This is a genomic window from Micromonospora sp. NPDC092111, assembly GCF_044755745.1.
In the GTDB taxonomy this organism is placed as follows: Bacteria; Actinomycetota; Actinomycetes; order Mycobacteriales; family Micromonosporaceae; genus Micromonospora.
The window spans coordinates 248590-260890 of the sequence record NZ_JBIVRQ010000003.1; the positions used below are offsets into that span (position 1 = coordinate 248590).

Consider the following 12301-nt stretch of genomic DNA (forward strand, 5'->3'; position numbering starts at 1 on the left):
CGTTCGTACCGCCACGTCCGGATCCGGCTGGCCGCCCGGCGGTACCTGCTCGTGGCCATTCTCCCCGGTAAGGCGCATCGTTCCGACCAGAATCACAGAGCCGGCCCGGCCGGCAGCCTGGCCACGAGCCGGCACAACCGTCCTGGTGCGTCCTCCTACCCCTTCCCGTCGTTGTGCCCGGCCACGCGCTGGTCGTTGCCAGGTCGACGCGTGCTTGCCGCTTGACGCGCCGCCAGCCCAGCCGCCGGCCCCAGTCGCCGGCCGCCGGCCGCCGGCCCCAGTCGCCGGCCGCCAGTCGCCAGCCGCCGGCCCCGGTCACCAGTCGCCGGCCGCCAGCCGCCAGCAGGCGCCAGGCCCCGGTCGCCGGTCGCCGGTCTCGGTCGCCGGTTCGGCGATGTGGCGGGATCCGAGTGTCGCCGACACCGCCACATCGGCGAACCGGAGTGGATCTTTGTCGGGAGTGGCAGATTGCCTGGGCCGCTACATGCCTGCGCCTCAGCCCTTCCATGATCGTGCTCGATCGTGGATGTAGTGGCCTTCCCGTCGCGGGATACCACTACATCCAGGATCGAGCACGATCATGGCCGGCGAGGGCGAGGGCGAGGGCGGGTGGTGGGGCGGGGTCAGGCGCGGCGGGTGGCCAGTAGCCGGCGGGGGTTCCAGCGCAGCAGCACGCGGCGGACCTGGCCGGAGGTCGTCACCAGCCGGGACGAGGTGTTCCCCAGCGCCAGCCGCCAGCGCAGCAGCACCGAGGGTGGGAGTACGGCGGCGAGGAACCTGGTCCGCCGGTCCGACCGGGCGGCGAGGGTGCTGCGGACCGTGCGCAGGGCCGGGTGCAGCGGCTCACCGGTGAGCGGGTCGCGGGCGTACCGGGCCCGTTCCTCGGCCCGGCCGAGCAGCCGGACCGCCGTCGACGAGTCGGCGTCCTCGCTGACCGCGTCCCGGACCAGGCGTTCGGCGGTTGCCCGGGGGGTTTCCGTCCGGTCGATCGGGACCCGGTAGTCGACCAGGGTGTCCAGCAGTTCGTCCCAGGCGGCGTGGGCGTCCGCCCGGGCCCGTTCGGCGTCCGCGCCCACCACCACCATCGGGGTGCCGTCGACGGTGGGCGCACCGGCCAGCACCGGGGCGGGGCGGCTGTGCCGCCGTCGGCGCAGGGCCCGCCGGCGCAGCGCCGGTAGGGCCAGCAGCGCCAGCAGCGCGAGCAGTACGCCCACCGTCCACCAGGGCCAGCTCGGGACACGTTGGACGGGGGCGCCGGTGTTCGGGTCGAACCCGGTGTCGGTTTCCTTGTCGGCGGCGTCGTCGCGCTGTGGTCCGGCCGACGCGCCCGGGTCGCCCGGGGCGGCCGGGGCGGTGGTGTCGGTGGGCTCCGGGTCGGGGGCGTCGCTGTCCGGCGCCCAGGTCGACCGGGTGGAGCCCTGCACGCCGTACGCCGGGGTGGCGTCGAACGGCACCCAGCCCATCCCGTCGAAGTAGACCTCCGTCCAGGCGTGCAGGTTCCGGTTGGTCAGCGTGTAGGTGTCACCGTCGGTGTTGCTGCCGTTGGTGAACCCGAAGGCGACCCGGGCCGGGATGCCGGCGGCCCGGACCAGCCAGGCCATCGCCGCCGCGTACTGCTGGCAGTAGCCGACCTTGTTGGTGAGGAAGTCGACGATCTCCTTGCCGCTGGTGCCGCCCTTGGTGCTCAGCGAGTAGCTGAAGCCGTTCTCCCGGGAGAAGTAGTCGTAGATCGCCCGGACCTTGTCGTACTCGGTGGACTTTCCCTCCACCAGTCGGGTGACCAGCAGCTCGACCTCCCGCACGGCGGGGGTCTGGGTCTGTTGGAGGGTGATCGGGTGCTCGGCCGGCAGCGACCGGGCCGTCCGCAGCGCCGCCGGGGTGTACGTCGAGCGCAGGTACTCGAACGAGTAGCGCTTGCCCCGGGAACTGTCCCGGTTGGAGAAGATCACCCCGAGGTTGGCGTCGTACGACCAGTTGCCGTTGAGCCCCTCGACGGTGACCGGGTCGGCGTAGACCGGCATGAACGGCATGTTCAGGGTTCGGCTGACCTCCACGGTCGCCCGGTACGTCTGCTGCTCCACCCCCCGCCCGGCCCGGTCCGTCGGGTCGGTGAGCTGCCGGTTGACCGGCCGGCCGTTCGGCGTACGCACCCGGAACCCGTCCGGACGCAGTTCGTCGGCGACCCCGAAGCGCAGGTAGAACGGGCTCGGCTCGGTCGTGGTGACCTTGAGCATGTCGGTCACCTCGGACTGGTTGAGCTGCCCGCTGAGCGACGCGAAGAGGTCGATCCGGCCGGGGCTGCCGCCCTGGCCCGGCCGCCCGTTGCCGGTGCCGTCGCCGGCCGAGTTGAGCTGGTCCAGCAGCCCGCCGGTCATTCCTGGCACGGCCAGCGGCAGCGCCACGGCCAACGCCACCCCGACCACCGCCAGCCGCCGGCCGGCGGCGGCCAGCGGGGACGACTCCCAGACGTCCACGTCGCGTCCCTCGCCGGTGAACCGGCGGCCGAACCGGCGTACCCGGTCGACGTTGTCGGTGACCAGCAGCCACAGGTAGCCGCTGGCGCCGACCACGAACGGAATCGCGGGGACGCTGTCCACGTAGACCGCGACCGGCACCGAGTAGATGGCCAGCATGGGCAGCCCGGCCAGCGCCGGCCGGCGCAGCCCGACCGCGAGCAGGTCGACCACGACCGCCACCGCGCCCACCCCGAGCACGGTGACGAAGAGCAGCGGGTTGGTGTCCGGCACCTTGACCCCGTACGAGCGCATGTCCTGTAGGGAGCCCTGCAACAGCCCGCCGAAGTGGGCCAGGGTCGCCGGGGTGGGCAGGAACGCGATCAGCTCGCCGCCGCTGGGGAAGAGCCAGGTCAGGGCCAGCAGCAGGCCGGCCAGCATGCCCAGCACCTGACCCCAGAGCGGGGCCCGGACCAGCCGGGTCAACGCGGCCACGCCGGCCACCACGGCGACCGCGATGGCGGCCTGGATCAGCCAGGTCCACCGCTCGAAGATCGACGACAGCGGGGCCGCGGCGAGCAGGGTCGCCGCGGCGGCCACGAAGCCGAGGTTCCGGGACGCGATCACGACGTCACCCTCCTGTGGTCGTACGCCGGCGGCGACTCATCGCACGCCCCCGGCCACCGTCTCGGCGAGCGCCGCGCGCAGCGCGAAGCCCTGCGAACCGCGTCCCGCCTGTGGCCAGAGCGCCGGAAGCTGACCGTCGTGGTCCACCCCGATCACCCGCCACCCGCCCTGCAACAGGGTCAGCGCGGCGGCGGCGTGCGTCTGCTCGGCCTCGAACCGGGCCTTCTCCGGCAGGTTGAGCCAGGTGGAGCTGTTGAGCAGGAACCCGACGCAGGTCGCCCCGCTGCCCCGCAGCCCGCCGAGCAGCTCCGCCTCGGTGGCGTTCAGGGCGCCGAACAGGGCGATGATCAGGCCGCCGTCGGCGCGTTGGCGGACCCGCTGCACCAGGCTCGCGACGTCGCCGCGCTGGTCCAGCCGTACGTCGGCGAGGTGGTCGAGCAGCAGCCCGTCCCCGGCGGCCTCGGTGGCGTCGACGTCCGCCCCGGACCCGGTGACCAGGCGCAGCTTGTAACCGGCCTGCCGCAGGTGCGACGCGACGCTGGCGGCGGCGGAGACCGCCCACTCGAAGCTGGCCGTCGGGCCGTCGCCACGGTGGCCGTACGCCCGGGTGTCCAGCACCACGGTGGCCCGGCTCTCCCAGGGCTGCTCCTCGCGGCGCACCATCAGCTCGCCGGTGCGGGCGGTCGACTTCCAGTGCACCCGGCGCAGGTCGTCGCCCATCCGGTACTCGCGGGTGGCGGCGTCGTCCTCGCCGTGTACGGCCACCGACCGGGCCCGGCTGTCGCCGCTGCCGGCGTACTCGCCGGGCAGGCGTACCGAGGGCAGCGGGGTGACCTGGGGGATGACGGTCAGGTGGTCGGTGCTGGGGAAGGCCCGGCTCAGCTCGCAGAGCCCGAACGGGTCGGTCATCCGGACCACCAGCGGGCCCACCTCGTACCGGCCGCGCACGTCGGCGCGGACCGTGTACGCCACCGAGCTGGCCTGGTGTGCGCCGAGCCGCTCCAGCACCACCCGGGGGCGGCTGCCCAGCGCGTACGGCAGCCGGTCCTCCAGCAGCAGGGTGCCGGTGGGCAGCCGGGACAGGTTCTGCAACCGCAGCACCACCCGGGAGGCGGCGCCGACCGGCACCCGGTGCGGTTCCAGCGAGCGGTTGCAGGCCAGCTTGTACCGGGTCCGGCCGACGTAGAGCGCGGCCAGCAGCGGCAGGACGGCGAGCAGCACGGCCACCCGGAGCAGGTCCCGTTCGCCGAGGATGGCGGCGGAGATGGCCGCCGCGATCGCCGCCGCCAGGAACGAGCGGCCCCGGGTAGTCAGGCCACGCAGCCCGTCACGCACGTCACGGCCTCCGCGGCTCGAACGGGGGACGACCGTTGCCGGCGGCGGGCCGGGGCGCGTCGTACGGGGTGGCGCGCTTGCGGTCCTGTGGCAGGGCCAGCCGGTGCACCAGCTCGGCGACGATCGCGTCGGTGGTGCGCCGGGCCAGTTGGGCGTCGGCGGTGGGGATGATCCGGTGCGCCAGCACCGGCACCGCGAGGGCCTGGAGGTCGTCGGGCAGGACGTAGTCGCGGCCCTCCAGGGCGGCCACCGCACGGGCGGTGCGCAGGAGCTGGAGGGTGGCCCGGGGGGACGCGCCGAGACGCAGGTCGGGGGCCTCCCGGGTGGCGGTGACCAGGTCGACGGCGTACTGCTTCACCGCGTCGGCGACGTGCACCTGACGGACGGTGGCGATCAGCCGGCGGACGGTGTCGGCGTCGGACACCGGGCGCAGCTCCTGGAGCGGGTCGGCGGCGCCGTGGCCGTCCAACATGGCCAGCTCGGCCTCCGGGCCCGGGTAGCCCATCGCGATGCGCGCGGTGAACCGGTCGCGTTGCGCCTCGGGGAGGGGGTAGGTGCCCTCCATCTCGATCGGGTTCTGGGTGGCGATCACCATGAACGGCGTCTGGAGCTGGTAGGTGACGCCGTCGACGGTGACCTGCCGTTCCTCCATGCACTCCAGCAGGGCGGACTGGGTCTTCGGCGAGGCCCGGTTGATCTCGTCGCCGACCACCAGGTTGGCGAAGACGGCACCCGGACGGAACTCGAAGTCGTGCGTCTCCTGGTTGTAGACGCTGACCCCGGTGACGTCGCTGGGCAGCAGGTCGGGGGTGAACTGGATCCGGCGGACCGAGCAGTCGATCGACCGGGCCAGCGCCTTGGCCAGCTTGGTCTTGCCGACGCCTGGGACGTCCTCGATCAGCAGGTGACCCTCGGCGAGCAGGACGGCCAGGGCGAGCCGCACGGTCGCCGTCTTGCCCTCGATGACCTGCTCGATGTTGGCCACGATGGCCTCGCTGGCGGCGCGGAACTCGTCGTGGGGCAGCACGCCACCCACCTCGTCCCAGGTCTGTTGTGTCACGGGCCTCCTCCTCGTCGCCGGAACGGCAGCCCTGTTAAGAGCACCTGGACCCGCCGTTCGGTTCGCGACGGGAGAGCCTCGTCTGCCGCAGGAATCTCACTGGTCTCTCAGGCTAACCATGTTTACGGTGATCGCCGACCCCTGCCGGAAGACAGCCGGGTGAGCGCCGGATATTCGTCAGGTCGGGGGACGCTGACGCGTCGGGTGGTCACCGGCGGTGATCATGCGGACGGGCGGGCGACCCGCCGGCCGGCGGAGCGGGGTACACTGCCGTTCATGGCTGGAGTCTTCCTGCTTCTTACCGGGCCGTGCTGATGCGCTGACGCGCGACAGCACGGCGGCCCCTCCTGCGCGAGGGGCTTTTTTGTGCCCGCAGCAGGGCTCCCCATATCCGACATGACCGCGCCAAGGAGACGCCATGAGTGAGGCAGCCGCACCGGCGGGCGACATTCCCCCGTTCCGGTACACCGCGGCCCTGGCCGACGAGATCGAGCGCCGGTGGCAGGACACCTGGGCGCGGGAGGGCACCTTCCACGCTCCGAACCCGACCGGCCCGCTGGCCGATCCGGACCACCCGAGGGCGGGCGCGGACAAGCTGTACGTGCTCGACATGTTCCCGTACCCGTCCGGCGCGGGGCTGCACGTCGGTCACCCGCTGGGCTACATCGGCACCGACTGCTTCGCCCGCTACCAGCGGATGGCCGGCCGTAACGTGCTGCACGCGATGGGCTTCGACGCGTTCGGCCTGCCCGCCGAGCAGTACGCGGTGCAGACCGGCACCCACCCGCGCACCACCACGGTGGCGAACATCGAGCGGTACAAGGCGCAGCTACGCCGGCTGGGGCTGGCCCACGACGAGCGGCGCGCGGTGGCGACCATCGACACCGACTTCTACCGCTGGACCCAGTGGATCTTCCTGCAGGTCTTCAACTCCTGGTACGACGCCGACGCCCGCCGGGCCCGCCCGGTCGCCGAGCTGGTCGCCGAGTTCGCCGGCGGCACCCGGCCCACCCCGGACGGCCGCCCCTGGGCCGAGCTGACCGGGGCCGAGCAGCGGGCGGTCGTCGACGACCACCGGCTGGCGTACGTCTCGCAGGCGCCGGTGAACTGGTGCCCGGGGCTGGGCACCGTGCTGGCCAACGAGGAGGTCACCGCCGACGGCCGCTCCGAGCGGGGCAACTTCCCGGTCTTCAAGCGCAACCTGAAGCAGTGGATGATGCGGATCACCGCGTACGGTGACCGGCTGCTGGACGACCTGGACACCCTGGACTGGCCCGAGCCGATCAAGCTGATGCAGCGCAACTGGATCGGCCGGTCGCAGGGCGCACACCTCGACTTCCCGACCTCGACCACCGACCCCGGTGCGGCGGGCGACGCCCGGATCAGGGTCTTCACCACCCGCCCGGACACCGTCTTCGGGGCCACCTACCTGGTGCTGGCTCCCGAGCACGAGCTGGTCGACACGCTGGTGCCGGCCGCCTGGCCGGCGGGGGCGAAGGACGTCTGGACCGGCGGGCACGCCAGTCCGCGCGCGGCGGTCGAGGCGTACCGGAAGGCGGCGGCGGCCAAGAGCGACGTCGAGCGGCAGGCCGACACCAGAGAGAAGACCGGCGTCTTCGTCGGCGGGTACGCCACCAACCCGGTCACCGGCGGGCAGATCCCGATCTTCATCGCCGACTACGTGCTGGCCGGCTACGGCACCGGCGCGATCATGGCGGTGCCCGCCCAGGACGAGCGGGACTGGGCCTTCGCCGAGGTCTTCGACCTGCCGATCGTGCGTACCGTGCAGCCCTCGGAGGGCTTCGACGGCAAGGCGTACACCGGGGACGGTCCGGCGATCAACAGCGCCGCGCCCGACCGTGGCCTGGACCTGAACGGCCTGGGCGTCGCCGACGCCAAGGCGACGATCATCGGGTGGCTGGAGGCCAACGGCCACGGCACCGGCGCGGTCACCTGGCGGCTGCGGGACTGGCTGTTCTCCCGGCAGCGCTACTGGGGCGAGCCGTTCCCGATCGTCTACGACTCCACCGGCGCCGTCATCGCGCTGCCCGAGGAGATGCTGCCGGTCGAGCTGCCCGAGGTGGACGACTTCTCGCCGAAGACGTTCGACCCCGACGACGCCGACAGCAACCCGGAGACCCCGCTGTCGCGGCGGCGCGACTGGGTGGAGGTGGAGCTGGACCTGGGCGACGGGCCGCAGCGCTACACCCGGGAGACCAACGTGATGCCGCAGTGGGCCGGCTCCTGCTGGTACGAGCTGCGCTACCTGGACCCGACCAACACCGACCGGTTCGTCGACGCGGAGAACGAGCGGTACTGGATGGGGCCGCGCGGCGAGGGCGACTGCGGCGGCACCGACCTGTACGTCGGCGGCGCCGAGCACGCCGTGCTGCACCTGCTGTACGCCCGCTTCTGGCACAAGGTGCTGTACGACCTGGGCCACGTCTCGTCGTTCGAGCCGTTCCGCAAGCTGTTCAACCAGGGCTACATCCAGGCGTACGCGTACACCGACGCCCGGGGCGCGTACGTGCCGGCCGACGAGGTCACCGAGCGGGAGGGCGGCTACTACCTGGGCGACACCCAGGTCAAGCGCGAGTACGGCAAGATGGGCAAGTCGCTGCGGAACGTCGTCACCCCCGACGAGATGTGCGCGGCCTACGGCGCGGACACCTTCCGGGTGTACGAGATGTCGATGGGCCCGCTGGAGGTCTCCCGGCCCTGGGAGACCCGGGCGGTCGTCGGGTCCTACCGGTTCCTGCAACGGGTCTGGCGGGCCGTCGTCGACGAGCAGACCGGTGCGCTGCGGGTCACCGAGGCGCCCGCCGACGAGCCGACCCGCCGGCTGCTGCACAAGGTGGTCGACGGGGTCCGGGGCGACATGGAGGCGATCCGGTTCAACACCGCGATCGCCAAGCTGATCGAGCTGACCAACGGGCTGACCCGGCTGCCACAGACCCCACGCGAGGTGGCCGAGCCGCTGGTGCTGATGCTGGCGCCGTTCGCCCCGCACGTCGCCGAGGAGCTGTGGCGTCGACTGGGCCACGACGACTCGCTGGCGTACGCGGACTTCCCGACCGCCGATCCGGCCCTGCTGGTCGCCGAGACCGTCACCTACCCGGTGCAGATCAACGGCAAGGTCCGGGGCCGGGTCGAGGTCCCCGCCGACGCGTCCGAGGACGACGTCCGCACGGCCGCCCTGGCGGCGGTGGCCGCCGCGCTGGCCGGCAAGGAACCCCGCAAGGTCATCGTGGTGAGGGACCGGATGGTCTCCGTCGTCGTCTGACCCTTGCCGCCGGAGGCGCGCCCCCGCACCGGGTGCGCCTCCGGCCCTGTCCGGCTCCGGCCGGTGCGGCTCCCGCCCTGTCCGGCTCCCGCCCTGTCCGGCTCCCGCCCTGTCCGGCTCCCGCCCTGTCCGGCTCCCGCCCTGTCCGGCTCCCGCCCTGTCCGGCTCCCGCCGGGTCGGGGCTGGCCGGGTCGGGGGCTGGCCGGTGCGGGCTCGCGCTGGTGGACGTCGCCTGGCGACGAGTGCGGCGACGACCGGAGGGAAGGGGGCGCTGTGGATCGGCCGAGGTCGGCTGCTGGTGATACGGCGACGAGCGTTATGCCACAGCGGCATATTTATGCGTCTGCGGCATAACGCTCGTGGGGGCAGATGCTTCCGGGGTACGCGACGATGGTCGGCGGCGGAGCGGGTCACCCTCCGCGATCCCCTCTCCGGCCGGCCGGAAGGCGGCGACAGGAGGCCGACGGGGAGGTCCCGGCACACCGGGGCCGGTCACCGGGAGGCGCACCGGGGCCGGTCACCCGGGAGGCGCAGCCGTGGCCCGCGCGCGCCAGCACCGTCGCCGCACCCGGGTCCTCGGCCGCCGGTCACCGGGGCTGCCCGGCCGGGCCGAGCCGGCGCTGGCGTTCGGCCCGCCACCAGCGGTGTGCCAGCACCACACTGGCGATCAGGCCGAGGCCGGCGGGGGCGGCGGCGTACCAGTTGACCTGGCCCGGCGAGCTGACCGCCGCGCCGAGGGCCGCGTAGCCGAACGCGGTCGGGGCGGAGGCGAGCACGCTGCCGAGGAGGAACGGCAGCATCCGCGCGCCGGTGGTGCCGTAGCCGTAACTGACCAGCCCGAAGCCGGCGATCGGCAGCAGCCGTACGGTGACCACGCCGAGGACGCTCTGCCGGGTGAACCAGCCGTCGAGCCGGGCCAGTCGGCCGCGGACCCGCTCGGCGACGAACTCCCGGCCCAGCACCCGGCCCACGGCGAAACCGATCGCGGCGGCCAGCAGCGCCGCGCCGAGCGCGTACGCCGCGCCTTCGAGGGGGCCGAAGATGGCGCCCGCGGCGAGCGTGACGAAGGTCCGGGGGACCAGCGCCACCAGCAGCAGCGCCCCGGTGGCGATGCCGGCGACCGGGGCGTAGCCGCCGAGCGAGTGGGCCAGCCGGGGCAGGTCGGCGACGTTCGGCCGGGGCATTACCAGCAGCAGCCCGGCGAAGCCGGCCAGCAGGAGCAGCAGCAGGGCGAACCGACGTGCCGACGGCTGACCGAGCAGCCGCCGGACGGCGGGGATCATGCCCGGACGGCGGCGGCCACCGCGGCGCGGCGCTCGGTACGGAGCCGGTCGGCCCAGGTGTCGTCCAGCGGGGGGAGCCGGTGCGCGCCGGTGGCCCAGCGCAGCAGCAGGTCGGCCAGGGCCGGGTTGCGGGCCAGCGCCGGCCCGTGCGAGTAGGTGCCCAGCAGCTTGCCCCGCCAGGCCCCCTCGGTGACGCCGTCGTTGCCCACCCCGGCGCTGACCCGGGCCAGCGGCGAGACACCGGGGCCGAGGTGGGTCCGGCCGCCGTGGTTCTCGAACCCGGACAGCGCCGGCACGCCCAGCCGGGGGTCGATCTCGCCGGCCAGCTCGCCGACCGCCCGGGTCGGACCCCGGTCGGAGGAGAGGTCGAGCAGTTCCAGGCCGGCGCACCGGGTGCCCTTGGCGAAGAACGAGGTGCCGAGGAGCTGGTAGCCGGCGCAGACGCCGAAGACCACCGAGCCCTGGGCGACCGCCCGGTGCAGGCCGCCGTCGGCGAGCAGCCGCTGCGCGCCGAGCGCCTGCGGGCCGTCCTCGCCGCCGCCGAGCAGGTAGATGTCGGCGGTGGCCGGCAGCCGCTGGTCGGAGCGGACCTCCAGCACCTCGACCGGCATCCCGCGCTGCTGCGCCCGGCGGGCCAGGATCAGCATGTTGCCCCGGTCGCCGTAGGTGGAGAGCAGATCGGGGTAGATCCAGACGATGCGCAGGCTCTCAGTTGACACGGTCCAACTCCGCTCGGATGTCCTGGAAGGCGGTGTAGTTCGCGATGACCTCCAGCCGGCCCGGCGGGACCGCCCGGACCGCCTCGTCGAACGCCCGCACGTGCTGGAACGGCACGTCGTTGACGTCGAGCCGGACCGCCAGGTCGTACGCCCGGTCGCCGGTGATCAGCACCTGACGCCCGCGGAGCGGGGCGAAGTCGACGTCGAAGAGCCAGGAGGTGTCCAGCCCGTCGGGGTCGCGGGCGTTGATGGAGAGCAGCGTCGGCGCCTCGTCGGCCATGTCGAACGCCTCCAGCCAACTCGCCGGGTTCTTGGCCAGCAGCAGCCGGATATTGCGGCCGTCCCGGTCGACCTGGGCGTACCGGCCGGCGACCGAGGTGACCGAGCCGAGCCGGGAGACCGCGTCGACGGGGCGTACCCCGAACTCGGCGGCGACCGCGAGGGCGGTGGCCGCGTTGCCGAGGTTGACCTTGCCGGGAAGTTGGAGGGTGACCTTGTGCCAGGCGCCGGTGGGGTCGAGGACGCCGTCGTCCTCGACCGTCCACTGCGGGTCGGGGCGGCGCAGCGGACAGCCGGTGCACCACCACTGCTCGCCGGAGCGCTGGATGGTGGAGCCGCACTCGGGGCAGACCCAGGAGTCGTCGTGCCAGCGCTGGCCGGCGCTGAACCAGGTGACGTGCGGCGGGCGGATTCCCTGCGCCGGGTCGGCCGGCGGGGTGGCCGCCCAGACCACCATCGGGTCGTCGGCGTTGGCGACCACCCGTACGTCGGTGTGCCGGACCAGCGCGGCGCGCCAGAGCTGCGCCATCATGGCGACCTCCTTGGCCCGGTCGAGCTGGTCGCGGGAGAGGTTGAGCAGGGCCACCACGTGCGGCTCGGTGGCCTCCAGCACCTGGGCGAGGTAGTGCTCGTCGACCTCCAGCACCGCGTACGGGGTGCTGCCGGCCTTGGCCAGCGCCGAGGTGTGCCCGGTGGGCATGTTGGCGCCGAAGGAGTTGGTGGCGACCCGGCCGAGCACGCCGACCGCGGCGGCGCTGAGCCGGGTGGTGGTGGTCTTGCCGTTGGTGCCGGAGACCAGCGCGATGGCGCGGCCGGCCGAGAGGTGGGCCAGCAGGTCCGGGTCGATCTTCAGCCCGATCCAACCGCCGATCACCGAGCCGTCGCCCCGGCCGGCGGCGCGCGACAGCGCCGCGGCGGTCCGCGACACGGAGCTGGCCACCTTCGCCCGCAGGGGCATCTTCGCGTCCGTCACCCGAGCGAGGTTACCGGACCCCGGCACCCGCCAGATCGCCGCCGACGGCGAACCGTTCGGTCGGGGTGGGCCGGGCGTCCGGCTGGACCGCGCTCGGCCGGACGGAGTCGATCAATGTCGGGTAGCGGACCCGGCGTGTGGGGCGCTCCGGCCCTCCACTCCGCTCCACCCCGCCTGACGTGCGGTTTTACCCGCAGAAGCGCCGCGCCGGGCGGGCGATTCTGGTTGCAGGTGGAGGGAAGTGGAGTAGAGTGGGGCGCGATGGTGAGGCCGGGAGGGCCCACCGGCC

The 12301-nt window shown here is 73.6% G+C and carries 7 protein-coding genes; 1 reads left to right on the forward strand and 6 read right to left on the reverse strand.

Annotated features, from left to right (window positions below):
* Positions 1–623 precede the first annotated feature (623 nt).
* Genes ACIQG9_RS09625 through ACIQG9_RS09635 form a run of 3 tightly spaced genes read right to left on the reverse strand, consistent with a single transcriptional unit; the run spans position 624 to position 5475 of the window.
* Entirely contained in the window at positions 624–3080 is a 2457-nt protein-coding gene (locus ACIQG9_RS09625) for a DUF3488 and DUF4129 domain-containing transglutaminase family protein (protein WP_400399725.1), read from the reverse strand.
* Positions 3081–3116: 36 nt separating this feature from the next.
* On the reverse strand, positions 3117–4415 hold the full coding sequence (locus tag ACIQG9_RS09630) for a DUF58 domain-containing protein (RefSeq protein WP_400399727.1): 1299 nt from the start codon (positions 4413–4415) through the stop codon (positions 3117–3119).
* 1 nt (position 4416) lies between these two features.
* Complete coding sequence (locus ACIQG9_RS09635; RefSeq protein WP_400399729.1) at positions 4417–5475, reverse strand: AAA family ATPase; 1059 nt, start codon at positions 5473–5475, stop codon at positions 4417–4419.
* Between the two features lie 418 nt (positions 5476–5893).
* Between ACIQG9_RS09635 and leuS the strand changes: the two genes are divergently transcribed.
* Positions 5894–8758, forward strand: coding sequence for a leucine--tRNA ligase (gene leuS / locus ACIQG9_RS09640; RefSeq protein WP_400399731.1), 2865 nt, complete (start codon positions 5894–5896; stop codon positions 8756–8758).
* Positions 8759–9345: 587 nt separating this feature from the next.
* Here the strand turns inward: leuS and ACIQG9_RS09645 are convergent.
* From ACIQG9_RS09645 to ACIQG9_RS09655, 3 genes are read right to left on the reverse strand one after another with little or no spacing between them, the layout of a single operon-like run.
* The gene (locus ACIQG9_RS09645; RefSeq protein ID WP_400399733.1) at positions 9346–10041 is read right to left on the reverse strand and encodes a TVP38/TMEM64 family protein; all 696 of its coding nucleotides are present in this window, start codon (positions 10039–10041) and stop codon (positions 9346–9348) included.
* Positions 10038–10760 carry a type 1 glutamine amidotransferase gene (locus ACIQG9_RS09650; RefSeq protein WP_400399735.1) on the reverse strand — a complete coding sequence of 241 codons (723 nt, stop codon included), beginning with the start codon at positions 10758–10760 and terminating at the stop codon, positions 10038–10040. Before ACIQG9_RS09650 ends, ACIQG9_RS09645 begins: the two co-directional genes overlap by 4 nt.
* Positions 10750–11997: a MurT ligase domain-containing protein gene (locus ACIQG9_RS09655; RefSeq protein ID WP_400400107.1), complete on the reverse strand. Its 1248-nt coding sequence runs from the start codon at positions 11995–11997 to the stop codon at positions 10750–10752. The genes ACIQG9_RS09650 and ACIQG9_RS09655 overlap by 11 nt, the downstream gene beginning before the upstream one ends.
* Between the last annotated feature and the right edge of the window lie 304 nt (positions 11998–12301).